General features: G+C 54.6%; 20 protein-coding genes and 1 pseudogene. 12 read left to right on the top strand and 9 right to left on the bottom strand.

What is annotated here, in order from left to right; translation table 11 throughout:
- Positions 1-188: 188 nt before the first annotated feature.
- Entirely contained in the window at positions 189-1,694 is a 1,506-nt protein-coding gene (zwf, locus tag GH657_RS16450; RefSeq protein ID WP_153102104.1) for a glucose-6-phosphate dehydrogenase, read from the top strand.
- A 183-nt stretch (positions 1,695-1,877) separates the two neighbouring features.
- Here the strand turns inward: zwf and GH657_RS16445 are convergent, their stop codons facing one another.
- The 3 genes from GH657_RS16445 to GH657_RS16435 form a co-directional block, all read right to left on the bottom strand.
- On the bottom strand, positions 1,878-3,062 hold the full coding sequence (locus GH657_RS16445) for a hypothetical protein (RefSeq protein ID WP_153102103.1): 1,185 nt from the start codon (positions 3,060-3,062) through the stop codon (positions 1,878-1,880).
- A 367-nt stretch (positions 3,063-3,429) separates the two neighbouring features.
- On the bottom strand, positions 3,430-4,722 hold the full coding sequence (locus GH657_RS16440; RefSeq protein ID WP_153102102.1) for a hypothetical protein: 1,293 nt from the start codon (positions 4,720-4,722) through the stop codon (positions 3,430-3,432).
- A gap of 167 nt (positions 4,723-4,889) precedes the next feature.
- On the bottom strand, positions 4,890-6,044 hold the full coding sequence (locus GH657_RS16435) for a GlxA family transcriptional regulator (protein ID WP_246174203.1): 1,155 nt from the start codon (positions 6,042-6,044) through the stop codon (positions 4,890-4,892).
- Between GH657_RS16435 and GH657_RS16430 the strand changes: the two genes are divergently transcribed.
- Entirely contained in the window at positions 6,043-6,276 is a 234-nt protein-coding gene (locus GH657_RS16430) for a hypothetical protein (protein WP_153102101.1), read from the top strand. The two genes, GH657_RS16435 and GH657_RS16430, sit on opposite strands and share 2 nt — an antisense overlap.
- A 166-nt stretch (positions 6,277-6,442) precedes the next feature.
- A pseudogene (locus GH657_RS16425) lies at positions 6,443-6,784 on the top strand (FAD-dependent oxidoreductase); the annotation flags it as partial.
- Between the two features lie 346 nt (positions 6,785-7,130).
- Here the strand turns inward: GH657_RS16425 and GH657_RS16420 are convergent.
- The 3 genes from GH657_RS16420 to GH657_RS16410 form a co-directional block, all read right to left on the bottom strand.
- Entirely contained in the window at positions 7,131-8,453 is a 1,323-nt protein-coding gene (locus tag GH657_RS16420; RefSeq protein WP_153102100.1) for a hypothetical protein, read from the bottom strand.
- A 371-nt stretch (positions 8,454-8,824) separates the two neighbouring features.
- Positions 8,825-10,111: a hypothetical protein gene (locus tag GH657_RS16415; protein WP_153102099.1), complete on the bottom strand. Its 1,287-nt coding sequence runs from the start codon at positions 10,109-10,111 to the stop codon at positions 8,825-8,827.
- 167 nt (positions 10,112-10,278) lie between these two features.
- The gene (locus GH657_RS16410) at positions 10,279-11,433 is read right to left on the bottom strand and encodes a GlxA family transcriptional regulator (protein ID WP_246174202.1); all 1,155 of its coding nucleotides are present in this window, start codon (positions 11,431-11,433) and stop codon (positions 10,279-10,281) included.
- On the opposite strand from GH657_RS16410, the gene GH657_RS16405 reads away from it, so the two are divergent.
- The 7 genes from GH657_RS16405 to GH657_RS16375 all read left to right on the top strand — a co-directional run bounded on the left by GH657_RS16405 (position 11,432) and on the right by GH657_RS16375 (position 19,070).
- Positions 11,432-11,602: a hypothetical protein gene (locus GH657_RS16405; protein ID WP_153102098.1), complete on the top strand. Its 171-nt coding sequence runs from the start codon at positions 11,432-11,434 to the stop codon at positions 11,600-11,602. The two genes, GH657_RS16410 and GH657_RS16405, sit on opposite strands and share 2 nt — an antisense overlap.
- 166 nt (positions 11,603-11,768) lie before the next feature.
- Entirely contained in the window at positions 11,769-13,013 is a 1,245-nt protein-coding gene (locus tag GH657_RS16400; protein WP_153102097.1) for a sarcosine oxidase subunit beta family protein, read from the top strand.
- Positions 13,014-13,076: 63 nt separating this feature from the next.
- Positions 13,077-13,415 (top strand): sarcosine oxidase subunit delta, encoded by a 339-nt coding sequence (locus GH657_RS16395; RefSeq protein ID WP_153102096.1) that lies wholly within the window; start codon positions 13,077-13,079, stop codon positions 13,413-13,415.
- Positions 13,412-16,435 (top strand): sarcosine oxidase subunit alpha family protein, encoded by a 3,024-nt coding sequence (locus GH657_RS16390; protein ID WP_153102095.1) that lies wholly within the window; start codon positions 13,412-13,414, stop codon positions 16,433-16,435. The genes GH657_RS16395 and GH657_RS16390 overlap by 4 nt, the downstream gene beginning before the upstream one ends.
- Positions 16,425-17,090, top strand: coding sequence for a sarcosine oxidase subunit gamma (locus GH657_RS16385; protein ID WP_153102094.1), 666 nt, complete (start codon positions 16,425-16,427; stop codon positions 17,088-17,090). Before GH657_RS16390 ends, GH657_RS16385 begins: the two co-directional genes overlap by 11 nt.
- Positions 17,091-17,279: 189 nt before the next feature.
- Positions 17,280-17,798 (top strand): hypothetical protein, encoded by a 519-nt coding sequence (locus GH657_RS16380; RefSeq protein ID WP_153102093.1) that lies wholly within the window; start codon positions 17,280-17,282, stop codon positions 17,796-17,798.
- Between the two features lie 141 nt (positions 17,799-17,939).
- Positions 17,940-19,070: a nucleoside hydrolase gene (locus GH657_RS16375; protein ID WP_153102092.1), complete on the top strand. Its 1,131-nt coding sequence runs from the start codon at positions 17,940-17,942 to the stop codon at positions 19,068-19,070.
- 47 nt (positions 19,071-19,117) lie between these two features.
- On the opposite strand, the gene GH657_RS16370 is transcribed toward GH657_RS16375, so the two are convergent.
- Positions 19,118-19,894: a class I SAM-dependent methyltransferase gene (locus tag GH657_RS16370; RefSeq protein WP_153102091.1), complete on the bottom strand. Its 777-nt coding sequence runs from the start codon at positions 19,892-19,894 to the stop codon at positions 19,118-19,120.
- 81 nt (positions 19,895-19,975) lie between these two features.
- On the bottom strand, positions 19,976-20,326 hold the full coding sequence (locus tag GH657_RS16365) for a zinc ribbon domain-containing protein YjdM (RefSeq protein WP_153102090.1): 351 nt from the start codon (positions 20,324-20,326) through the stop codon (positions 19,976-19,978).
- Positions 20,327-20,516: 190 nt separating this feature from the next.
- Here GH657_RS16365 and GH657_RS16360 point away from each other — a divergent pair, with 190 nt between their 5' ends.
- Positions 20,517-21,635 carry a hypothetical protein gene (locus GH657_RS16360; protein ID WP_153102089.1) on the top strand — a complete coding sequence of 373 codons (1,119 nt, stop codon included), beginning with the start codon at positions 20,517-20,519 and terminating at the stop codon, positions 21,633-21,635.
- Between the two features lie 180 nt (positions 21,636-21,815).
- Here GH657_RS16360 and GH657_RS16355 read toward each other — a convergent pair whose 3' ends face one another.
- Positions 21,816-22,784, bottom strand: a complete 969-nt coding sequence (locus GH657_RS16355; protein WP_153102088.1) for a hypothetical protein — start codon at positions 22,782-22,784, stop codon at positions 21,816-21,818.
- A gap of 274 nt (positions 22,785-23,058) precedes the next feature.
- Between GH657_RS16355 and fdhA the strand changes: the two genes are divergently transcribed.
- The gene (fdhA, locus tag GH657_RS16350) at positions 23,059-24,255 is read left to right on the top strand and encodes a formaldehyde dehydrogenase, glutathione-independent (protein ID WP_153102087.1); all 1,197 of its coding nucleotides are present in this window, start codon (positions 23,059-23,061) and stop codon (positions 24,253-24,255) included.
- Positions 24,256-24,279: the final 24 nt, after the last annotated feature.

Genomic DNA, 24,279 nt, shown 5'->3' with positions numbered 1-24,279 from the left:
CGCGTGTTTGAACGCGTGTTTGAGCACGTGTTTGACCGCGCTCCGCATCCCCCGTGCAAACCTCCGCAAAACCCTGCACCATGAGCGCTTTGCGAAACGCCTGAAGCCATATTGTGTCTGCGCGTCCAACCCGTGCTGCCTCAAGCGTTTCATCCCGACCATCGCACACGCCCAGGGTATGCCGCGCCATGACGACTTCCACCCCCGTTTCAACCGCTTCCCCCGCTTCCGATTCATCCGGTGTTCCTCTCGACATGATCATCTTCGGCGGCGGCGGCGACCTGTCGGCGCGCAAGTTATTGCCTGCGTTATATATGGCGCATCTGCACGGCAACTTGCCGCCCAGCACACGCATCATCGCCACGGGCCGGCGTGACTGGAGCCGGGACGATTACCTGAATTTCGTCAATGAGCATTCCAGACCCTTCGTCGATAAAAAAGCACTAAACCCCGATGCGTGGCAGGCCTTCGTTGGCCTCTTCGACTATGTGCGTATCGATGCGGGCGAGGCGGGTGATTACGCGGGCCTCACGCAAATTTCCCGCCCAGGGGCGCTGCGTGTGTTTTATCTGGCGACCGCGCCGGACCTCTTCACCACGATTTGCGACAACCTGGCCGCGAGCGCATTGGTCGATGCGCAATCGCGCGTCGTACTCGAAAAACCCCTGGGCCATGACCTTGCTTCCGCGCAAGCGATCAATACGGCGGTGGCGCGTCATTTCGCCGAAACGCAGATTTACCGCATCGATCACTACCTGGGCAAGGAGACCGTGCAAAACCTGATGGTGCTGCGTTTTGGCAATGCGATTTTTGGGCCTTTGTGGCAAGCGCCGTATATCCGCAGCGTGCAAATCACGGTGGCGGAGACGGTGGGCGTCGGTAGCCGAGCGGGGTTTTACGATGAAACCGGCGCGCTGCGCGACATGGTGCAAAACCATCTGCTGCAACTGCTGTGCATCGTTGCCATGGAGCCCCCCGTGTCGCTCGATCCCGACGCGGTGCGCGACGAAAAACTCAAGGTGCTGCGTTCGCTGCGCCGCATGACACCCGAGGACGTGGCGCGCGATACCGTGCGCGGCCAGTACACCGCAGGCGCGGTGAATGGTGAGGCTGTCAGGGGCTATCTGGAAGAGGACAACGTGCCGCCGGGCAGCCGCGCGGAAACGTTTGTCGCATTGCACGCCCAGATCAACAACTGGCGCTGGGCGCATGTGCCGTTCTTTTTGCGCACGGGCAAGCGCATGCAAAAAAAGGTCTCGGAGATCGTGATCGAGTTTGCCGACTTGCCGTTCTCGCTGATCCCGAATGGGGCATCGCATGGCGGGGCGGGCGGCAACCGCCTGGTGATCCAGCTGCAGCCTGCGGAGTCGATCCAGTTGCAGATGCTGGCGAAAGAACCGGGCAGCGGCATGAAGATGCTGCCTGTCAATCTCAATCTCGATCTGGAGCAGGCTTTCACCGAACGCCGCGCGGAAGCCTATGAGCGTTTGCTGATCGACGTGATTCGCGGGCGTCTGACGCACTTCATGCGGCGTGACGAACTGGAAGCGGCATGGGCTTGGGTCGAGCCGATCATCGAAGGCTGGAAGGCCTCGGGCGAGCGTCCGCGCAGCTATACCGCTGGCACGTTTGGGCCCTCGGCATCGACGGTGCTGATGACGCGGGAGAACCTGGCATGGGCTGAAGAAACTTAGGGTTTTGGCTCCCGGCGATTGCGCCGGGAGCCGGAAAACGTGCTACGAAGGGAATAAACCGGTTAAACCACAGCCCATTTCGCGGCCGTTCGCGGCTGTGATTCCTGGGGCCGCTGCGAACGACTGGGCGAAATAGGGTACCGCCGAAAATCCCGGGAGCGGTAAAGTGACTGACGTAACGTATTACGATTTAACGGACGTGTTTGATGGGCTGAGTAAATTGGGATCTAGTCTTTGTAAAGTCAAGGGTACTTCGTAAAACCATTTCGGTTTGGAAAAACGGCAGTAATTTTTCATCATGGGGTCAGTCGCCATTTTATAGATTTTATCGCCGAGAATCGCAAGAAATTTAGCATCATAAATAGCTATTGCAGCATGGCCTGAATTAATAATGTCGTAATTGGAGTATGCCTCAGTTTTGGCACTGCGAGTGGTGACGTGTTGAATCGTTCCGGTTGTGGCGGCCTTTTTCTTGGTTAGTTCTTTTGTTTTAGATACTATTTCTTTATACGTTTCAAGTAGTTTTGCGAGGTCGTTCTGTTCTTTATCGAGTTGAGCGGTTTCCTGAGAGATAAGGGCCTCATATTTTTTATTTTCTGATGCGGGAGCTGTTGCTTCTTGGTATTTGAGTCTACGCAGTTTTGCACTTAACTGATTAACTCGCTCTTCATTTTGATTAGTTTGTGAACAATTACTTTCCAAGTCATCTTTGGCTTTATGTAAATCTTGATTTATTTCAAGCAGATTATAAACATCGTCCAGGTCCTTATAGATTTTTAAGAATGATTGGACTAACTTATATGCGGGGATCTTATCTGCCGACATGGGCTCTGCGGATTTGGAATTGCCAAGAAATTTCTGGGCATACGAGGTGTTAACTAGTTCGATAATATCGGAGCGTGAAATAGAATTTTTAGTGTAAAAACATTTATTGAATTTATCTTCTAATTTTGCAGTAAAATCATCAATATCTTTGCTGGTGCTTGAGATATTTATTTTGTCATCGGATGAAGAAAGGGGAGATATTTTTTTTTCCAGGTCGGAATCAGATTCCGGCTGCAATATGGACAAAGGTAGCTGCGATATTTCATTTTCTTCATTTATTGGAGGAATATTATTTATTTCGATATTATCTTTATCAGATTTATCTTCATCAGATTTATTAACTTTTTTTTCTTGGTTGTCGGTGTCCGCCACCACGGGATTCTTTATCCCAGTTGGAGTAATTTCTACAGAGCCCCGTCGGGATTCCGACGGTTTTTCGATTGATTTTTTATCATTTTGATTCTGGAGGCTGTTTTGATCGCTGTCGCTTATGATGTTGGGCGTGGTGGAATTTATAGGGGTGAGGCCGTGAATATTGCTCATGCAAATCTCCAGAGGATGTTGAACTGAATAAATTCAGGAATATGATAAAAATATCAGGGCAATTCAGCGGAAGTCACACCGCATGATTATGTAACATTCAGGCGCAAGAGGTTCCGTGAAAATCCGGCTGGAATATAGGCATCGCCAATACCTTCAGCCGTATTTAAAATACCTTCGTGCGCCTGAGAATGTTTTATCGAGCAAGGCCCGTCGGAAAGTCAGCGCTCGAAGCGGCATCGGTCAGGCCGCTAGGCATCCCGCCGGCAAACGTGTTGTCCAAGGAATAAACCGGTTGAACACTGTGAGCGGCTGGGCGAAATAGCGCATCGCCGAAAATCCCGGGAGCGGTAAAGTGCTGGGTAGCGTATTACCATTCAACGAGATCGTTTTTCAGGCGGGTTTGCGTTTTATTTATTTCAAATATTTTGCGTGCCTCGCAGCTAAAAAATTCTGGTTTGGAGAATTTGCAGTAGTTTTTCATCACGGGGTCTTTTGCTAACCTGGTGATTTCAGTGCAGAGAATAACAATCCGGTTTACATCATCACCGTTGATTTTGATTTTTCTATCTATAAGCTGCTTGATATTGAGGTGTGCGATCTCTTTTTGAGCGCGGGTGCTGACGTATTGAATTTTTTCGGTTATGGAATTATTTTCCTGGGTCAGCATTGCTATTTGAGATAATAGGGTTTTATGCGATTCTTCTAGTTTTGCGATGGCATCAATTTTACTATTGATTTCGACTTCTGGAGCTAAGTCAGTATATTGGTTTGCTGATTTTTTTTCTGTAATGAGCTGGTATTTATTTTTTTGACTCGTTGCGTTTAATGATGGCGACTGGTTTTTATTGTTCTGAATTTCAGTCTTGTTCTTATTCAATTCTGTCTTGGTGTGCTCTAATTTTTCCTTGACCTTGAGCGGATAATAAGCCTTGCTTAGGCTGGTATGGATAGCTATGAGTGAAGTGATTAATTCGTCTGCAGGAGTATGTTTTAGAGATGTGCTCGCGCCAAGAAGTTCATGGCCAGATTGACCAAAAATTTTCGTGTTTTTGAACATGAAATCCAGGTTGAAATTTAGGCCGCGATACCGCAGGGTGGCTACGGATTTTAATAGCTGTGATTTTAATTCAGGCTTATCTTTGAAGAACTGATTGAGATCGGTTGGGTTGATCATTTCTAGAAGGCGGTTTGCGTAGATGCTGGACGCGACGACTGGGAGAGAATTGAAATATTTTGCACGACGCATCATATCTAGTGCATCAGCTAGTATTTCTTTACCATTTTCGGTGGTCAGTAAAGGCGCAACTTTTTTTGGATCTGGGGATTCATTTTTAAATAGTCGAAAAACTTCTTCACGAGTATCTTGGTAGCTGATTGTATTATTTTTTTCATTTGTTTCAAGGTTATTATGTGTTTTATTGTCGCTAGTGGTTGATGTAGTTGTAGTCTCGTTGACTTTGGGTTGTTGATCGGTATCAACCAAAACTTCTGGGTTATTCAACGGAGTTGAAAAATTTTCTATAGAACCCCGCCGGGAGCCAGATGCTGTTCCAACTGATTTGCCATTATTCTCGTTTGATTGATTATTTTGATTGTTGTCATTTATGTCGATAGAGTTTTGGTTAATTGAATTAGGGGCGATGCTGCTAACGTTGCTCATATAAATCTCCTGGGGGAAGTCGAATTAAATAAATACAGGAACATCATAAAAATATCAGGGCGATTCAATAGAAGTAACGCCGCGTGGTATGTAACATTCAACCGCAAGAAGTTCCGTGAAAATGCTGGCCGGCAATGACTTTTCGAAGCCAGTGTTTTCAGCCGTATTTAAAATACCTTCACGCGTCCAGGAAACGTTTCATCGAGTAAGGCTGCCGCTGCGCTAGCACCCCGGCCCCGATCGCGGAACGCCACGGGCGGCACGCCATAGTGCTTGCGCAGTTCCCGTCCCAGATGCGAGGCATCCGAGAAGCCACAGCTCGAAGCGATATCGGCCACGCTGCGTCCAGAGCGGGTGAGCAGCCAGGCGGCGGTGCGCAGCCGGACCTGGCGCGCGAAGGTCTGTGGGCTCTTGCCGGTCGCGGCCTTGAAGCGCCGCTCCAGCTGCCGCGGTGAGACATCGAGCTTGCGTGCGAGCGCCTCCAGCGGCAGGGCGTGCCCGACGTGCTGCTCCATCAGCAAAATCGCGCGCGTGACGAGCGGATGCGTTGCAGGCTCAAGCCCTGGCGGATGGGGTTGCGGTGCATTACCTGTTTGTCTTTCTCCCACCAGCAAGATACGCAGCGCTTTTTGCACTGTTGCGCGATCGAGGTGGCGCAGCAGGATCGCGGCGGCGACGTCGATCGTCGCGCGCCCGCCGGAGCAGGTGATGCGTCGCCGGTCGATCACGAACAGACGGTCAGCCACCAGGGCGCTGGCATCGGCGGCGGGAAAGCGCTGCAGAAAATCCCAGTAATGAAACCAGCTGACGCAGATGCGATGGCCGTCCAGCACGCCCGCGCGCATCAGCGCGAACGCGCCGGTGCAGATGCCAACGAGTGTCGTGCGGCCACGGGCGGCGGCGCGAATGAACTGCAAGGTGTCGTCGCCAACTTGTGGCCCGGCATGCAGCAGGCCCCCTGCCACGACGAGGTAATCGAAAGCGTCTTGCGGCCGGGTCGTGGCGAAGGTGGCCTCGGGGGTGAGCGGAATGCCGCAGCTTGCGCGCACCGGAGCGAGGGAGGGGCCGATCACGCTCCACGTGCAGCGCACGGGCTTGCTGCCGTCACCGTCGTCGGCGGCAAGCCGCAGCATGTCGATAAAGCCGGAAAGCGCTGTCAGCGTGAAGTTGGGCAGCAGCACGATGCCAAAGCGGAGGCGTGGCGGGCTGGGAAGCACGGTGGCGGTACTTGTCAGGTTCGTCAGGTCCGTCAGGTTCGCATCAGGCGTGGGCGATTCGGTGAGGGTCATGGGGTGCGGCGCGGCAGCGGCAAGTGAGGGCATGAGCGGTTGCGGGAAGGTTGGCCGGAACGGAGCGCAGCGCTCGGAGACCGGCGTGGAGACATGGCGCGGCAAGCGGCAAGCGTCAAGCGGCAAGCGTCAAGCGGCAAGCGGCAAGCGGCAAGCGGCAAGCGGCAAGCGGCAAGCGGCAAGCGGCAAGCGGTATTCAAGCGTGGCGCAACGTATGCGCTACAACTTGCGTTTTTGCGCCAGCAACCTGCGTAAAAACGTATAGATCGCCTGCCGCAACGTGGCGTGTCGTGGCGATCCCGGATGTTTGGCGGGTTTGTTCTATCGGCGTTTCTTTTGTCCGGGTGTAGTGGCGCCGGGATACAACGCACGGCAGCGCACGGCAGCCTCGTCGTGAACGTCATCGCCTGCTAACGAACGGGATGGGCCGGATGAGCCGTTATTCGATTTTCAGTTTGCTGCGCAACGGGTTGTCGTATCACGAGAACTGGGCGCGCCAGTGGCGCAGCCCTGAGCCTCGGCGCGAATACGACGTGGTGCTGGTCGGCGGTGGCGGGCACGGCCTGGCGACGGCTTATTACCTGGCGAAAGAGCACGGCGTGCGCCATATCGCGGTGCTGGAAAAAGGCTGGCTGGGCGGCGGTAATACCGCGCGCAATACCACGATCGTGCGCTCGAATTATCTGTGGGACGAATCGGCGAGGCTCTATGAAAAGGCGATGAAGCTGTGGGAGGGGCTTGCGCAAGATCTGAACTACAACGTGATGTTCAGCCTAAATTCAGGAATATGATAAAAATATCAGGGCAATTTAGCGGAAGTCACACCGCATGATTATGTAACACTCAGGCGCAAGAGGTTCCGTGAAAATCCGGCTGGAATATAGGCATCGCCAATACCTTCAGCCGTATTTAAAATACCTTCGTGCGCCTGAGGATGTTTTATCGAGCAAGGCCCGTCGGAAAGTCAGCGCTCGAAGCGGCATCGGCCAGGCCGCTAGGCATCCCGCCGGCAAACGTGTTGTCCAAGGAATAAACCGGTTGAACACTGTGAGCGGCTGGGCGAAATAGCGCATCGCCGAAAATCCCGGGAGCGGTAAAGTGCTGGGTAGCGTATTACGATTAAACGAGACCGTTTTTCCGGCTGGTTTGCTTTTCATTTATTTCAAATATTTCGCATGCCGCGCGGTAAAGCAATCCTGGATCGGAGAAGTTGCAGTAGTTTTCCATCACGCGGTCGTTTGCTAACCTGTAGATTTCAGTGCAGAGAAGAAAAATCCGGATTACATCATCATCGTTGATTTCGATTTTTCCATTTATAATCTGCTTGATATTGAGGTATGCGATCTCTTTTTGAGCGCGGGTGCTGACGTATTTAATTTTTTCGGTTATGGAATTATTTTCCTGGGTCAGCATTGCTATTTGAGATAATAGGGTTTTCTGCGATTCTTCTAGTTTTGCGATGGCATCAGTTTTACTATTGATTTCGACTTCTGGAGCTAAGTCAGTATATTGGTTTGCTGATTTTTTTTCTGTAATGAGCTGGTATTTATTTTTTCGACTCGTTGCGTTTAATGATAGCAACTGGTTTTTATTGTTCTGAATTTCAGTCTCGTTCTTATTCCATTCTGTCTTGGCGTGCTCTAATTTTTCCTTGACCTTGAGCGGATAATAAGCCTTGCTTAGGCTGGTATGGATAGCTATGAGTGAAGTGATTAATTCGTCTGCAGGAGTATGTTTTAGAGATGTGCTCGCGCCAAGAAGTTCATGGCCAGATTGACCAAAAATTTCCGTGTTTTTGAACATGAAATCCAGGTTGAAATTTAGGCCGCCATACCGCAGGGCGGTTACGGATTTTAATAGCTGTGATTTTAATTTAGGGTTATCTTTGAAGAACTGATTGAGATCGGTTGGGTTGATCATTTCTAGAGTGCGGTTTACGCAGACCATTAACGGGTGGCTATCGTAATAAATTTGATTATTTGTATCATACATTTGCGTTACTACATCAGCTAGTATTTTTTGACCATCTTGGGTGAGCAGTAAAGACGCAATTGTTTCTGAAGCTGTGGCTTTATTTTCGAATAGTCGTGAAAGTTTTGCAAAAGACTCTTTGTAGCTGATTATATTATTTTTTTCATCTGTTTTAAGGTTGTTATGTGTTTCATTGTCGCTAGTGGTTGATGTAATTGCAGTTGTAATTGTAGTTGTAGTTGTAGTTGTAGTTGTAGTCTCGTTGACTTTGGGTTGTTGATCGGTATCATTCGAAATTTTTGGGTTATTTATCGGAGTTGAAAAAAATTCTGTAGAACCCCGCCGGGAGCCAGATGTTGTTCCAACTGATTTGCCATTATTCTCGTTTGGTTGATTATTTTGATTGTTGTCATTTATGTTGATAAGGTTTTGGTTGCTTAAATTAGGGGTGATGCTGCTATTGCTGCTCATATAAATCTCCTGGGGGAAGTCGAATTAAATAAATACAGGAACATCATAAAAATATCAGGGCGATTCAATAGAAGTAACGCCGCATGGTATGTAACATTGAACCGCAAGAAGTTCCGTGAAAATGCTGGCCGGCAATGGCTTTTCGAAGCCAGTGTTTTCAGCCGTATTTAAAATACCTTCGTGCGCCTGAGAATGTTTTATCGAGCAAGGCCCGTCGGAAAGTCAGCGCTCGAAGCGGCATCGGCCAGGCCGCTAGGCATCCCGCCGGCAAACGTGTTGTCCAAGGAATAAACCGGTTGAACACTGTGAGCGGCTGGGCGAAATAGCGCATCGCCGAAAATCCCGGGAGCGGTAAAGTGCTGGGTAGCGTATTACGATTTAACGAGATCGTTTTTCAGGCGGGTTTGCGTTTCATTTGTTTCAAATATTTCGCATGCCTTGCGGTAAAGAAATTCTGGTTCGGGGAGGTCGCAGTAGTTTTTCATCACGGGGTCGTTTACTATGTTGGTGATTTCAGTGCAGAGAATAACAATCCGGTTTACATCATCATCGTTGATTTTTCTATCTATAAGCTGCTTGATATTGAGGTATGCGATCTCTTTTTGAGTGCGGGTGCTGACGTATTGAATTTTTTCGGTTATGGAATTATTTTCCTGGGTCAGCATTGCTATTTGAGATAATAGGGTTTTATGCGATTCTTCTAGTTTTGCGATGGCATCAATTTTACTAGTGATTTCGGCTTTTGTAGTTAAATCAGTATATTGGAATGCAAATTTTTTTTCTGTAATGAGCTGGTATGTATTTTTTCGACTCGTTGCGTTTAATGATAGCAACTGGTTTTTATTGTTCTGAATTTCAGTCTCGTTCCTATTCCATTCTGTCTTGGCGTGCTCTAATTTTTCCTTGACCTTGAGCGGATAATAAGCCTTGCTTAGGCTGGTATGGATAGCTATGAGTGAAGTGATTAATTTGTATTCACAAGTATTTTCTGGAGATGTGCTCGCGCCAAGAAGTTCATGGCCAGATTGACCAAACATTTCCGTGTTTTTGAACATGAAATCCAGGTTGAAATTTAGGCGGCGATACTGCAGGGTGGCTACGGATTTTAATAGCTTTGATTTTAATTCAGGCTTATCTTTGAAGAACTGATTGAGATCGGTTGGGTTGATCATTTCTAGAAGGCGGTTTGCGTAGATGCTGAACGAGAGGGTTTGGCGATAATCGAAATATCTTGCATAATGCATCATATTTAGTGCATCAGCTAGTATTTCTTTACCCTTTTCGGTGGTCAGTAAAGGCGCAATTTTTTTTGGATCTGGGGATTCTTGGTTAAATAGTCGAAAAACTTCTTCGCAAGTATCTTGGTGGCTGATTGTATTATTTTTTTCATTTGTTTCAAGGTTATTATGTGTTTTATTGTCGCTAGTGGTTGATGTAGTTGTAGTCTCGTTGACTTTGGGTTGTTGATCGGTATCAACCAAAACTTCTGGGTTATTCAACGGAGTTGAAAAATTTTCTATAGAACCCCGCCGGGAGCCAGATGCTGTTCCAACTGATTTGCCATTATTCTCGTTTGATTGATTATTTTGATTGTTGTCATTTATGTCGATAGAGTTTTGGTTAATTGAATTAGGGGCGATGCTGCTAACGTTGCTCATATAAATCTCCTGGGGGAAGTCGAATTAAATAAATACAGGAACATCATAAAAATATCAGGGCGATTCAATAGAAGTAACGCCGCGTGGTATGTAACATTCAACCGCAAGAAGTTCCGTGAAAATGCTGGCCGGCAATGACTTTTCGAAGCCAGTGTTTTCAGCCGTATTTAAAATACCTTCACGCGTCCAGGAAACGTTTCATCGAGTAAGGCTGCCGCTGCGCTAGCACCCCGGCCCCGATCGCGGAACGCCACGGGCGGCACGCCATAGTGCTTGCGCAGTTCCCGTCCCAGATGCGAGGCATCCGAGAAGCCACAGCTCGAAGCGATATCGGCCACGCTGCGTCCAGAGCGGGTGAGCAGCCAGGCGGCGGTGCGCAGCCGGACCTGGCGCGCGAAGGTCTGTGGGCTCTTGCCGGTCGCGGCCTTGAAGCGCCGCTCCAGCTGCCGCGGTGAGACATCGAGCTTGCGTGCGAGCGCCTCCAGCGGCAGGGCGTGCCCGACGTGCTGCTCCATCAGCAAAATCGCGCGCGTGACGAGCGGATGCGTTGCAGGCTCAAGCCCTGGCGGATGGGGTTGCGGTGCATTACCTGTTTGTCTTTCTCCCACCAGCAAGATACGCAGCGCTTTTTGCACTGTTGCGCGATCGAGGTGGCGCAGCAGGATCGCGGCGGCGACGTCGATCGTCGCGCGCCCGCCGGAGCAGGTGATGCGTCGCCGGTCGATCACGAACAGACGGTCAGCCACCAGGGCGCTGGCATCGGCGGCGGGAAAGCGCTGCAGAAAATCCCAGTAATGAAACCAGCTGACGCAGATGCGATGGCCGTCCAGCACGCCCGCGCGCATCAGCGCGAACGCGCCGGTGCAGATGCCAACGAGTGTCGTGTGGCCACGGGCGGCGGCGCGAATGAACTGCAAGGTGTCGTCGCCAACTTGTGGCCCGGCATGCAGCAGGCCCCCTGCCACGACGAGGTAATCGAAAGCGTCTTGCGGTCGGGTCGTGGCGAAGGTGGCCTCGGGGGTGAGCGGAATGCCGCAGCTTGCGCGCACCGGAGCGAGGGAGGGGCCGATCACGCTCCACGTGCAGCGCACGGGCTTGCTGCCGTCACCGTCGTCGGCGGCAAGCCGCAGCATGTCGATAAAGCCGGAAAGCGCTGTCAGCGTGAAGTTGGGCAGCAGCACGATGCCAAAGCGGAGGCGTGGCGGGCTGGGAAGCACGGTGGCGGTACTTGTCAGGTTCGTCAGGTCCGTCAGGTTCGCATCAGGCGTGGGCGATTCGGTGAGGGTCATGGGGTGCGGCGCGGCAGCGGCAAGTGAGGGCATGAGCGGTTGCGGGAAGGTTGGCCGGAACGGAGCGCAGCGCTCGGAGACCGGCGTGGAGACATGGCGCGGCAAGCGGCAAGCGGCAAGCGGCAAGCGGTATTCAAGCGTGGCGCAACGTATGCGCTACAACTTGCGTTTTTGCGCCAGCAACCTGCGTAAAAACGTATAGATCGCCTGCCGCAACGTGGCGTGTCGTGGCGATCCCGGATGTTTGGCGGGTTTGTTCTATCGGCGTTTCTTTTGTCCGGGTGTAGTGGCGCCGGGATACAACGCACGGCAGCGCATGGCAGCCTCGTCGTGAACGTCATCGCCTGCTAACGAACGGGATGGGCCGGATGAGCCGTTATTCGATCTTCAGTTTGCTGCGCAACGGGTTGTCGTATCACGAGAACTGGGCGCGCCAGTGGCGCAGCCCTGAGCCTCGGCGCGAATACGACGTGGTGCTGGTCGGCGGTGGTGGGCACGGCTTGGCGACGGCTTATTACCTGGCGAAAGAGCACGGCGTGCGCCATATCGCGGTGCTGGAAAAAGGCTGGCTGGGCGGCGGTAATACCGCGCGCAATACCACGATCGTGCGCTCGAATTATCTGTGGGACGAATCGGCGAGGCTCTATGAAAAGGCGATGAAGCTGTGGGAGGGGCTTGCGCAAGATCTGAACTACAACGTGATGTTCAGCCAGCGCGGCGTGATGAATCTGGCGCATACGCTGCAAGACGTGCGCGACACCGAGCGGCGCGTCAATGCGAACCGGCTCAATGGGGTGGATGCCGAGTTCATCACGCCCGAGCAGATCAAGGCCATCGAGCCGACGCTCAACCTCAAGAGCCGCTATCCGGTGCTGGGCGCTTCGCTACAGCGGCGCGCTGGCGTGGCGCGGCATGACGCGGTGGCCTGGGGCTTCGCCCGTGGTGCGGATCAGCATGGCGTCGACCTGATCCAGAATTGCCAGGTGACCGGGATTCGCCGCGAAGGCGGGGCGGTGACGGGCGTCGATACCGTCAAGGGTTTCATCCGCGCGAAGAAAGTCGCCGTGGCGGCAGCGGGCCACACGACGACACTGGCTGAGATGGCCGGGCTGCGCTTGCCGCTAGAAAGCCATCCCTTGCAGGCGCTGGTGTCGGAGCCCATCAAGCCGGTGCTGAACACGGTCGTGATGTCCAACGCGGTGCATGCGTATATCAGCCAGTCCGACAAGGGCGATCTGGTGATCGGCGCGGGCGTGGACCAGTACACCGGCTTTGGCCAGCGCGGCAGTTTTCAGATCATCGAAGGCACGTTGCAGGCGATTGTCGAGATGTTCCCGGTGTTTTCGCGCGTGCGCATGAACCGGCAGTGGGGCGGCATCGTCGATGTCTCGCCCGATGCCTGCCCGATCATCGGCAAGACCGATGTGAAGGGCTTGTACTTCAATTGCGGCTGGGGCACTGGGGGCTTCAAGGCCACGCCGGGGTCGGGCTGGGTTTTCGCTCACACCATCGCCCACGATTGCCCGCATGAGCTGAATGCGCCGTTCTCGCTGGAGCGTTTTTATACCGGCCACCTGATCGACGAACATGGCGCGGCGGCGGTGGCGCACTAGCGCGGCTTCTTCTGGCTCCAGGCCTTTAGCCTGTCACGGAGAAACGAAACAATGGAGAACTCCATGCTACTGATCGAATGTCCATGGTGCGGCCCGCGCGCCGAATCTGAATTTACCTGTGGCGGCGAGGCCAATATCGTGCGGCCGCTGAACCCCGAGACGCTCAGCGACCAGGAGTGGGGCGAGTACCTGTTCATGCGCGACAACCCGCGTGGCGTGCACGCTGAGCAGTGGTTGCACGCCATGGGTTGCCGCCGCTGGTTCAAGGCGCTGCGCGATACGGTGACGTATGAATTTCTGGGCTACGTGAAATTTTCGCGGCCGCCTCAAGCGGAGCACGACACGAGCCCCACCAGGCCCGGCGCTGTGGCTGCGGGTGTGACAGGAAGCACGACGTCATGACCCTCAGCCAGAAGAGACGCCTCGCCACGGGCGGCCGCATCGATCGCACCCGGCCGCTGAGCTTCACGTTCAATGGCCGCCCGTATCAGGGGTTTCAGGGTGACACGCTGGCCTCCGCGCTGCTGGCCAACGGCGTGCATTTTGTCGCGCGCAGCGTCAAGTATCACCGGCCACGCGGCATCGTCACGGCGGGCGTCGAGGAGCCCAATGCAATCGTGCAGCTTGAGCGTGGCGCGTACACAGTGCCGAATGCGCGTGCGACCGAGGTCGAGTTGTACGAGGGGCTGGTCGCGGCGAGCGTGAATGCGCAGCCGAGTCTCGAACGCGACCGCCTGGCGATCAACCAGCTATTCGCCCGGTTTTTGCCGGCGGGCTTTTACTACAAGACCTTTATGTGGCCGCGTCAATGGTGGCCGAAATACGAAGCGCGGATTCGTCAGGCGGCGGGCCTGGGGCGCGCCCCGGAGACCCCCGACGCCGACCGGTACGACAAGTGTTACGCGCATTGCGATGTGCTGGTGGTGGGCGGCGGCCCGGCGGGACTGAGCGCCGCGCAGGTGGCGGCGCGGGCTGGTGCGCGCGTGATGCTGGTGGACGAACAACGCGAGCTCGGCGGCAGCCTGCTGGCGCAGCACGCTGAGATCGATGGCGAAAACGGCTTGCACTGGGTTGAAACAGTGGCCTCTGAACTGGCGCAACGGCCTGACGTGACGATCCTCACGCGCAGTACCGCCTTCGGCTACCAGGACCACAACCTCGTCACGGTGGTGCAGCGCTTGACTGACCACCTGCCTGTTTCCGCGCGCCAGGGGCCGCGCGAGCTGCTCTGGAAGATTCGGGCGAAGCGCGTGATTCTGGCTACGGGCGCGCATGAGCGGCCCCTGGTGTTCGGCAACAACGATTTGCCTGGCGTGATGCTGGCCTCGGCGGTTTCGGCCTACGTGCAGCGCTATGGCGTGCTGCCGGGGCGCAACGCAGTGGTCTTCACGAACAACGACGCAGGCTATCAGTGCGCACTCGATCTCAAGGCCTGTGGCGCCCAGGTGTGCGTTCTTGACCCGCGCGGCACGAGCGATGGCACGCTGCCTTCGCTCGCGCGGCACGCGGGCGTGACGGTGATGCAGCACGCGGTGGTGTTGGCGGCTCACGGCAAGCGTCAGGTGGCCTCGGTCGAAGTCGCGTCGTATTCGCCCGCGACCCAAACGCAGCCTGGTTGCACCGGCGCGAAGCAGGCCGATCTGGCGTGTGACTTGCTGGCGGTCTCGGGCGGTTGGAGCCCGGTGTTGCATCTCTTCGCGCAGTCGGGCGGCAAGGCGCACTGGCATGACGCAAAAGCCTGCTTTGTGCCCGGCCCGGCGCGCCAGGCGGAATGCAGCGTCGGCGCGGCGGCAGGCGAGTTTAGCCTCGCGCGCGGGATGTGTCTCGCGCGCGAGGCGGGTCTCGAAGCGGCACGCGCGCTGGGTTTTACCGTGGCCCAGAGCACCGCGCCGCAGGTTGGCGAGACCCGCGACATGCCGCTTGAGCCGCTCTGGCGGATCGGCAGCCGCGAGAGCGCAACGCGTGGCCCGAAGCAGTTCGTGGATTTCCAGAATGACGTTTGCGCCTCCGACATCCTGCTGGCCGCGCGCGAAGGGTTCGAAGCGGTCGAACAAATGAAGCGCTATACCGCGCTGGGCTTTGGCACCGATCAAGGCAAGCTGGGCAATATCAATGGCATGGCGCTTCTGGCTGAAGCGCTCGGCCAGACCTTGGCCGAAACCGGCACCACGACTTATCGCCCCAACTACACACCGGTGACATTTGGCGCTTTCGCGGGGCGAGAACTAGGCGAACTGCTCGATCCCGTGCGCAAGACCTGCCTCCATGAATGGCACGTCGAACACGGTGCGCGCTTCGAGGACGTCGGTCACTGGAAGCGCCCCTGGTATTACCCGCGCGAGGATGAAGACCTGCACGCGGCGGTGGCCCGCGAATGCCTCGCGGTGCGCCATGGCGTGGGCCTGCTGGATGCTTCGACACTGGGCAAGATCGATCTCCAGGGCCCGGATGTCGCGCAATTGCTCAACTGGGTCTACACCAATGCCTGGAGCAAGCTCGAAGTCGGCAAATGCCGTTATGGCCTGATGCTCGATGAAAACGGCATGGTGTTCGACGATGGCGTCACCGTGCGCCTGGCCGCGCAGCATTACCTGATGAGTACCACCACCGGTGGCGCGGCGCGTGTGCTGGGCTGGCTTGAGCGCTGGTTGCAAACCGAATGGCCGGATCTGCAAGTCCGGCTTGCCTCCGTGACCGATCACTGGGCGACGTTCGCGGTGGTCGGGCCGCAAAGCCGCAAGGTGCTGCAAAAAGTATGCAGCGAGATTGATTTTGCCAATGCCGCGTTTCCCTTCATGAGCTACCGCGCGGGCAGGGTCGCCGGGGTTGGCGCGCGGGTGATGCGGATCAGTTTCTCGGGTGAGCTGGCCTATGAGGTCAACGTGCCCGCCAACTATGGGCGCGCGGTGTGGCAGGCCTTGATGGCGGCGGGAGCGGAGTTCGGCATCACGCCTTACGGCACCGAAACCATGCACGTGCTGCGGGCGGAGAAGGGCTACATCATCGTCGGTCAGGATACCGATGGCTCGGTGACGCCCCATGACCTGGGCATGGGCGCCCTGGTGGCGCAAGCAAAGGATTGTCTCGGCAAGCGCTCGCTTGCCCGTAGCGATACCGCCAAAGCAGGCCGCAAACAGTTCGTGGGCCTGCTTGCCGAAGAGGCCTCATGTGTGATTCCGGAGGGCAGCCAGATCGTGGCTGGGCCGTTTACAGGTGAGACTGCCCCGATGCTGGGGCACGTGACATCGAGCTATTACAGCCCGATTCTGCAGCGCTCGATTGCGCTGGCGATGGTCAAGGGCGGGCTGGACAAGATGGGGCAGCACGTCACGGTTGCGCTGGCAAACGGCAGGCAGATCGCAGCCATGATTACGAGCCCCGTTTTCTATGACACTGAAGGAGCACGCCAGCATGTGGAATGAAACCGGTGATGCGTCGTTGGGCGGCACGCCCGATTACATTCAGGCCATGGCCGGGACGCCGCAGCCGGTCTCGCCGCTTGATGGGGTGGCGGAGCTGTTGAGCGCGCATCAGGCTGCGGCATCGAAACAGTTCTGTTTGCGCGAACGGGCGTTTCTCGACCTTGTGACTGTGCGCGGCGATGCCGCCGATACGGCTTTTACCCGCGCCGTGAACAGCGTCACGGGCTGTGACTTAAGCGCAACGCCCAATACCCATACCCATACCGTGACCTCGGGTGCACAGGCCGAGGTGCTGTGGCTGGGGCCGGACGAGTGGCTGGTGCGCTCGCATGAGCCGCAACACGCGACGCTCGAAGCCGCCTTGCGCGAGGCGCTGGCCGGGCAGTTTGCCGCGGTGGTGGATGTCGGCAGCGGCCATACGGTGCTCGAAGCATCGGGCCAGCGCGTGCGCGAGGTGCTGGCGCGCGGCTGTCCGCTCGACCTGCATCCTCGTGTGCTGGCGCCCGGACAATGCGCGCAGAGCCACTATTTCAAGGCGGCGATCGTGCTGGTGCCGTTGCTGGGCGAGCGTTATGAGTTGATCGTGCGGCGTAGTTTTGCCGATTACTGTTGCCGGATCATGCTCGACGCGGCACAGCCGTTCATGAAGTCATGAGGCCATGAAGCCATGAAGTCGTCAGGTAAGCGGATGAAGGGTGGGTAAAAATTGCAAAAAATGACGGCAAAAATGGAACCCTGGAGCGATAACTGGTTACTTAACAGACGACCAGGTGAACTTGATCTAAAGCACCGCTCGTGGCTCTGTCCGATTGGCCGATATTTTAATTTCATTGGTGAGTGATTTATGTCTGGATTTAATTCCTGTTTTGCTTCGCTTTATAAAATTTCTTCCTTTTTTAATTCGCCAGGCCCTGATTCTGCCGATAATCAGAAAGGCTTGCTCGGTGGTAAAAAGACCACTCTGGATCATGAGGGCTGTGCGGAACAGCTCAAACGCATTGCGCCCCCAGCGTATGGTGGGGCGATCGTTGGTTTGATTACGGTCTGTGCGACCCATGACTTGGGTTGGTCAATGGCGGAGATTATCTGTTCCGGTGCTGGCAGTACATTATTGGTGGGTGGCATGATGCACTTTGGCGCCAATTATTATCGTAGCCAGATGAATTCCGCTGAGAGTTCACAAACGAATGCAAAAAAGAAGGCCGAAGAGAAAATAAAATTAAATTCTCTGGATGAGAAGCCGGTTGTAAAGCAATCAGATGGAAATCATGTCGTATTGAATATCAATGACGAGAACCAGGGTTTAATTTCATTAAGCGTTGGCAATAATGATGCAACGCTTTATTCAAATATGAAAATCTGATAATGCCTGTTGCCTTTGGTTAAGTTCATGTTTTAAGTAAAAAATCAGGCCTTGCAGGATTAAAATGCGGCGCAGTCCGGTGATGCGCCGCTATTTTTATGGGCCCGGCCTCGATCTATCAATACAGCACAGGAGAATACGATGAAGCGATGGGGTGTCATGCTGGCCTGTTTAACCGGGCTGGCGGGGTGCGGTGGAACACACGTGGCAGAAAACCCAGGCGCGCCGAAGGTGATCGTCGATAGCGACTACAACACGCTGAGCGACGATGGCCAGCTCGGTGTCATGGCCGCGCAGTTGCAGGCCACAGGCCAGGTCAATGTGTTGGGTATTACCGTGGTAAGCGGCAACCAGTGGTTGAAACAGGGCGTAGCCGATGCCCTGAAAGCGGTGGAGCGTCTCGGCATCGAAACGCAGGTCGGTGTCTACGCCGGGGCGAACTATCCCTTGTCGCACGATTTCAGCACGGTGCATCAGGAGTTGTTGGCGTTTCCGGGGGGCGATGGTTATCTCGGCGCCTGGAGCAAGCCCGAACCGAAATCGGACAGCGATCTGGTCGCGCCTCCGGATGGCTTTGCCAGCCATACCCAGGTGCAAGGCAAGAGCGCGGTGGATTTCATCGTGGATACCGTCAAGCAGCATCCCGGCGAGATCAGCATTCTGGCGATTGGCCCGCTGACCAATATCGCCCAGGCCACGAGCCAGCATCCCGAGATCGTGCCGCTCATCAAGCAAATCATCTACATGGGCGGCGCGATCGACGTGCCGGGCAACACCAGCCCCACCGCCGAATTCAACTGGTGGTTCGATCCGCTGGCGGCACAACAGGTGCTGCGCTTGCCGGTCCGTCAGGTCGTGATTCCGCTCGACGTCACGAACACGGTGAAGATGGACAAGGCGGTCTACGACAGCATCGCGCACAACCCGGCGAAGCAAACCACGATCACGCAACTGTTCAAACAGCTCAATGGTTATGGCTATGACGGCAAGAACGGCTTCGAAACCAATCCGGCTTACACCACCAACATCTGGGATACGCTGACCCTGGCCTATCTGATCGATCCCACGTATGCCACGCAAACGACGCAGGAATGGGTGGATGTCAACGCCAGCTACGGCCCGAACGATGGCAAATCGACGGGGTATCTCACCTCGCCTCCTCCCGGCTTGCAGAAAATGACGGTGGTGCAGCGCTTCGATAACGCGCGTTTTTTCAACCTGTACACCGATCTGCTGACGCGGCCCGTGCCGGTGAAACTGCCGGGCTCATAGCGGCAGAGAGAGACGGAAGGCTCCCGCCAGGGGGCCTCGCCTGGACTTCAAGGATGAGCGTCCAGGCGAGCCATGAGCCAGTCGGGGGCTTGTTTCAGCGCCAGATGATAGAGATTGCTGAAGTGATGAACCCGGTAGCCGAAAGTACCGAACATGATTTCGAGCGAGCGGTTTGTGTGAATCGAAATGTGGCCATTGCGGGGTGCGATGTACCAGAAATGAATGGCCTGCGGCGGCAGATGGTCGATGGTCAGCGTCGAGAATAGCAACGCACCGTTTTCGCGCAAAAAGCCAAGCGCCTCGCCAGCGGTTTTCAGCGGATCGGGCGTGTGCTCCATGACTTCAAAGGCGCTTACCAGATCAAACGCCGCGAGTGGCGGAAGGTCGTGGCCTTCATTGGCCACCGGGTCCCAGCTTTGGGCATTGAGACCCTGTTCGGCGAGCAGCGTGGCCATTTTGCCGTTGCCACCGCCATAGTCGAGCAACGCGAGCGGTGGGGCCTGACGAACGAAATCCTGCATGACGCCAGCGAGTGCCCGAGGGCGCTCATCGACATAATCCGGATCAACCAGGACGTAATCGTCGTTATAGATGTGCTCGCGGAACTGGTCGTTGCTCCAGTGATCGAAGGCGCGAGTGAAAACCAGGCCGCAGTGGCTGCACTGATGGTAATAAATGGGAACGCCCAGGAGCGGAAAATAACGTCCCCAATGTTCCGCGCAAGTTTTATTGAAATCCGCCACGCCATAAAGCGCTGTCGCGTTGCCGCAGACCTTGCATGTCGATACAGCGTCATGAACAGCGAGAGTGTGGGCAGCAGACATGGCGAATTTCAGCGAAAAGAAAATGTGGAAATGTGAAAATGCGAAGGCGCGCCAGCGTAGCGCGGAAACGGAAATTTAAGTTTAAGCCTGAGCTTTCTTCAGGTAGCAGGCTTTTAACATGAAGCTGCCGCCTTCCATCTTGCAATCGACTTCATGATCGCCGCCCACGAGGCGGATGCTCTTCACTTTCGTGCCCATCTTCAGCGTGATGGACGAGCCCTTCACTTTCAGATCCTTGATGAGTACCACGGCATCGCCATCGGCGAGAACATTGCCGTTGGCATCCTTGACCGGCGGGCCATCGTGTCCGTCATTCTCGCCAGCGGGCGCGACGACAGGCCATTCATAAGCGCAATCCGGGCAGACGTAATGATCCGCATCGGGATACGTGTTTTCCATCGCGCATTGCGGGCAGGCAGGGGGAGTGGACATGGCGGAAAGCAAGGAGGATTGGGGAGCGCGAAGTATAGCGGAGGCCCTGAGGCCTCCATCCCGGATTGCCGGGCGGCTTTAATCCGGACGCGAGAGGAACTGTCCGGGGGCTGACGTTACCTAGTGGAGGCCCCCGGTTTATAAAAGGGCGGATAAACGATATTTTTTAATTTTTAGTGAAGGTTGTATTGTGAACAAGATACCTGGGCGCGGCTTTAAAATAGAACCGGATCGTCAGCCAAAACGTGTGGCGAACCCGGCGGACCCGGCGAAAGCGGATAAAAAAATTCTTGACGTGGCGCCCAATGATCAAGGTTCCCATGCATCGAATTATGGCCAGAAGTTTTCTGAGAAAAATATAAAAAATCCTCGAGGTAAAAATTTTCGGGGCGGTCTGGAAATTAATCCAGCCAAGATTGAAGAGTTTAATAAGAATTTTGATGAAGACACATGGCAAATTGAAAGTCTGGAGCAATTGCCACTGGCCGAGATCAGGGAGAAATTAATTAAAAATTCCGATCCGGCAACGAAGAGAAATGAACGGGTAACAAAGTTACTCAATCATGTCTTGAAGAATAGTGCCACGACGACGTCGCTGGAAATATTCGAAATGATTATGATTAATTTTAAGGATTTTGGCATGAATGATTTTTGGGATTGTGCCAAATCACTGGACGGTCCTGTACCTCTGTCGTCTGAGTATTATCAAATTAATAAAAACATTATTAAGATTTACTCCAGGGTTCATGCGCGGTTGCAGTATTTTGAAAAAGAAAAAAGAAAGAATGAGCTTGGCAGGGTTTCGGAGTCTCTGGTGGAGGCAAGATATGTGATTAATACGCGCGAGGAGGTGATGAAAAAAATAGGCGCATTGAACGAGACTCAAGAATATAAAAATCAACTTGAAAGCGGAATTTCAAAAGTCATTGAGAATAGTCAGGAAGAGATTAAAGTTCTGGAGCAGGAAAAAGGAACATTGCTTGAAAGCTTTGCAAAATACAGGCAAAAACCAGGAAATGACCGGACAACCATGGAAAGGGGTGATTTAAAAATTCAGGATGAATTGGAATTTTTGAAGCAGGCGCTTGCACGGCTATCAAATGAAGAAATAGCCGGAGTGGGGGAGAAACTGTCTCTCGGGCTGGCACTGGCTCGTTTGAGCAAATTGCGGGCGGCAACGGCGAAAGAGATTAATGACGGCGACCGGAAGAATCTGGGGGAGTTAGTCACCGATCTGGAGAAACTTTTGTTGCAGCAGGGTGGTGCCGCATCCTCCCATCACGCGGTCAAGCACGGATCGTTTGTCTGACGATATTAACGATATTGAATCAGTCAAGCCTGGCTGCCGCGATTTCGTGATTTCGTGATTTCGTGTAGTGCTTTGATCAGACCGGGATCGCGCACCTTGAATTTTTCGATATAGGCATCGACCGTCATGAGGCCCGCCAGAATCAGGGATTTTTCTTCGTTCTGGCTGGGTGGAGACAGGTTATTTTATGTCCTGCAGTCTTTTTAGATATCTTCTCGGTGCAGAACTAGTGATGCCGAATTTCACTATAGCCTGGAGTGTCGTTGCCTCATGACGATAAACCAGGGCGATGGCATCGAAGAAACCCTTGAGTTCGGTTTGAATATTGCCAGCGCAACCGTATTGAATCAGTTCCGTGTAAATCTGGGCGGCCTTGTCCGCGCCTGAAAAATCGTAGAGTTGTTGTATCAGCTCATAAATCCCTACCAGATATTCAAGCTGAAATTCGCTGCGAATTCTATTTTCGTGATTGCCGCTGGGCTGAATCAGGCCTAATTGTATAACCCGGGAGAGCGCGCTTTTAAACGCAAGCAATTCGTGTTTTTGATTTTCTTCCAGTTGCAGTTGTTGCGCGATGGCGTCAGGGTCTTCTCCCGCCATGATGTATTGCGAGGCAATTTTCCCGGTGACATAGCTATACAGCCGGTTTTTTTGTTCTGGCGTGCAGGGCCCGAATGATTTTAAAAAATCTTGAACGCCTTTATCTCTGTTGCTGAACACTGTCTCTATGTGATGCTCGAATGAGTGAAGTGCGAGAGGCGTGGCTTGTGCCGTGGTGGCACGCAATACGGAGGGTTCGGCAAGAAAAAGCCCTTTTTTAAAAGCATTAAATGCCCCATTGACTTCCTGGAAAATATTTGTTGCTCTTTCTTGATGTTTTACTGCACCAGATTTATCCGGGTGATTGGCTTGACTCCATGTGGCGAATTTTTTTTTGACATGCGTGATTTGCGCCTCATGCCAGAGCGGAAGGTCGTGGGGCTTGACCTCGATGATTTCAAAAAAATCCCTCAGGTTTAATTTTGTATAGCAGGCGGATGTTTCGTAATTAATCATTGAATTGGGCTTTAATTTAAAAATAATAAAAAATAGCGTTGCAGGCAGTGGTTGCCGCCCTTCGAATGAAACAAACGCAAGATACCTGCTCACGTCAGTAACAAATGCGGTGATGCCGGTTCCCGATACTCCCGATACAGGATGTTTTGCTTGAGCGTTGGCTCAGCGCAACCATGAAAATCATCATGGCGCGTCCGTGTCGGTTTGAGGAAAGCCTGCGTCGGGTTGGGCACCCGGATGCCGGGGCCTGACCCGCTACGCTCAGGGGCAGCCGCAATCGCGGTTCATCGGGCATGCGGGCGGCGCTCAGGCCACCCATGCACAACGGCGCGCAGCGCCAGAGCCAGACAGGAAGGGAGACAAGGTCATGAGCAGCAATCGCGGTGTGGTGTATCTGGGCGAGAACCGGGTCGAAGTACGCAACCTTGACTTTCCCCGCATGGTCGATCCACGGGGCCGCGCGATCGGTCATGGGGTGATCCTCCGGGTGGTATCCACCAATATTTGCGGCTCCGACCAGCACATGGTGCGTGGCCGCACGAGCGCCGAAGTGGGGCTCGTGCTGGGGCACGAAATTACCGGCGAAGTGATCGAGCTGGGACGCGACGTCGAAACCCTGGCGCTGGGCGATCTGGTTTCGGTGCCCTTCAACGTGGCCTGTGGCCGCTGCCGGACTTGCAAGGAACAGCACACCGGCGTGTGCCTCAATGTCAATCCGTCGCGCGCGGGCGGTGCCTATGGCTATGTCGATATGGGGGGCTGGATTGGCGGCCAGGCGGAGTACGTGATGGTGCCGTATGCCGACTTCAACTTGCTGAAATTCCCTGACCGTGACCGGGCGATGGCGAAGATCCGCGATTTGACTTGCCTCTCCGATATCCTGCCCACGGGTTATCACGGCGCGGTGATGGCGGGCGTCAAGCCTGGCGCGACGGTTTATATCGCCGGTGCGGGGCCGGTCGGGATGGCGGCGGCCGCATCTGCCCGGTTGCTCGGCGCGGCTTGCACCATCGTCGGTGACATGAATGAGGCACGCCTGGCGCATGCGCGTGCCGTGGGCTTCGAAACGGTGGATTTGGCACGCGATGCAACGCTCGGCGAACAGATCGCGCAGATTCTCGGCCAGCCAGAAATCGATTGCGCGGTGGATTGCGTGGGGTTTGAAGCACATGGCCATGGCCGCCAGGGACATCACGAAGAAGCCCCCGCCACCGTGCTGAACTCGCTGATGGAGGTTACGCGCGTGGCCGGGGCGATCGGCATTCCCGGGCTTTATGTGACCGACGACCCCGGCGCCGCGGATGCGGCCGCGCGGCAGGGCAGTCTGAGCCTCCGTTTTGGCCTGGGCTGGGCCAAGTCGCATTCGTTGCATACCGGGCAGACGCCGGTGATGAAGTACAACCGCAACCTGATGCAGGCGATCTTGTGGGACCGGCTGCCGATTGCGGAGATCGTCAACGTTACCGTGGTGTCGCTCGACGAAGCCCCCGAGGGCTACCGCCAGTTCGATGGCGGCGCGCCACGCAAGTTCGTGATCGACCCGCATGGCTTGCTGGCGGCGTAGCGTGCGCGTGCGCTCTTGCCCGCC

The organism is Paraburkholderia hayleyella (assembly GCF_009455685.1).
Lineage (GTDB): Bacteria > Pseudomonadota > Gammaproteobacteria > Burkholderiales > Burkholderiaceae > Paraburkholderia > Paraburkholderia hayleyella.
This window is presented reverse-complemented; position numbering and strand designations above follow the sequence as displayed.

Excerpts from the sequence above, each read along its gene's own strand:
- zwf (WP_153102104.1), top strand. The coding sequence starts at position 189 with ATGACGACTTCCACCCCCGTTTCAACCGCTTCCCCCGCTTCCGATTCA.
- GH657_RS16445 (WP_153102103.1), bottom strand. The coding sequence starts at position 3,062 with ATGAGCAATATTCACGGCCTCACCCCTATAAATTCCACCACGCCCAAC.
- GH657_RS16440 (WP_153102102.1), bottom strand. The coding sequence starts at position 4,722 with ATGAGCAACGTTAGCAGCATCGCCCCTAATTCAATTAACCAAAACTCT.
- GH657_RS16430 (WP_153102101.1), top strand. The coding sequence starts at position 6,043 with ATGAGCGGTTGCGGGAAGGTTGGCCGGAACGGAGCGCAGCGCTCGGAG.
- GH657_RS16435 (WP_246174203.1), bottom strand. The coding sequence starts at position 6,044 with ATGCCCTCACTTGCCGCTGCCGCGCCGCACCCCATGACCCTCACCGAA.
- GH657_RS16420 (WP_153102100.1), bottom strand. The coding sequence starts at position 8,453 with ATGAGCAGCAATAGCAGCATCACCCCTAATTTAAGCAACCAAAACCTT.
- GH657_RS16415 (WP_153102099.1), bottom strand. The coding sequence starts at position 10,111 with ATGAGCAACGTTAGCAGCATCGCCCCTAATTCAATTAACCAAAACTCT.
- GH657_RS16405 (WP_153102098.1), top strand. The coding sequence starts at position 11,432 with ATGAGCGGTTGCGGGAAGGTTGGCCGGAACGGAGCGCAGCGCTCGGAG.
- GH657_RS16410 (WP_246174202.1), bottom strand. The coding sequence starts at position 11,433 with ATGCCCTCACTTGCCGCTGCCGCGCCGCACCCCATGACCCTCACCGAA.
- GH657_RS16400 (WP_153102097.1), top strand. The coding sequence starts at position 11,769 with ATGAGCCGTTATTCGATCTTCAGTTTGCTGCGCAACGGGTTGTCGTAT.
- GH657_RS16395 (WP_153102096.1), top strand. The coding sequence starts at position 13,077 with ATGCTACTGATCGAATGTCCATGGTGCGGCCCGCGCGCCGAATCTGAA.
- GH657_RS16390 (WP_153102095.1), top strand. The coding sequence starts at position 13,412 with ATGACCCTCAGCCAGAAGAGACGCCTCGCCACGGGCGGCCGCATCGAT.
- GH657_RS16385 (WP_153102094.1), top strand. The coding sequence starts at position 16,425 with ATGTGGAATGAAACCGGTGATGCGTCGTTGGGCGGCACGCCCGATTAC.
- GH657_RS16380 (WP_153102093.1), top strand. The coding sequence starts at position 17,280 with ATGTCTGGATTTAATTCCTGTTTTGCTTCGCTTTATAAAATTTCTTCC.
- GH657_RS16375 (WP_153102092.1), top strand. The coding sequence starts at position 17,940 with ATGAAGCGATGGGGTGTCATGCTGGCCTGTTTAACCGGGCTGGCGGGG.
- GH657_RS16370 (WP_153102091.1), bottom strand. The coding sequence starts at position 19,894 with ATGTCTGCTGCCCACACTCTCGCTGTTCATGACGCTGTATCGACATGC.
- GH657_RS16365 (WP_153102090.1), bottom strand. The coding sequence starts at position 20,326 with ATGTCCACTCCCCCTGCCTGCCCGCAATGCGCGATGGAAAACACGTAT.
- fdhA (WP_153102087.1), top strand. The coding sequence starts at position 23,059 with ATGAGCAGCAATCGCGGTGTGGTGTATCTGGGCGAGAACCGGGTCGAA.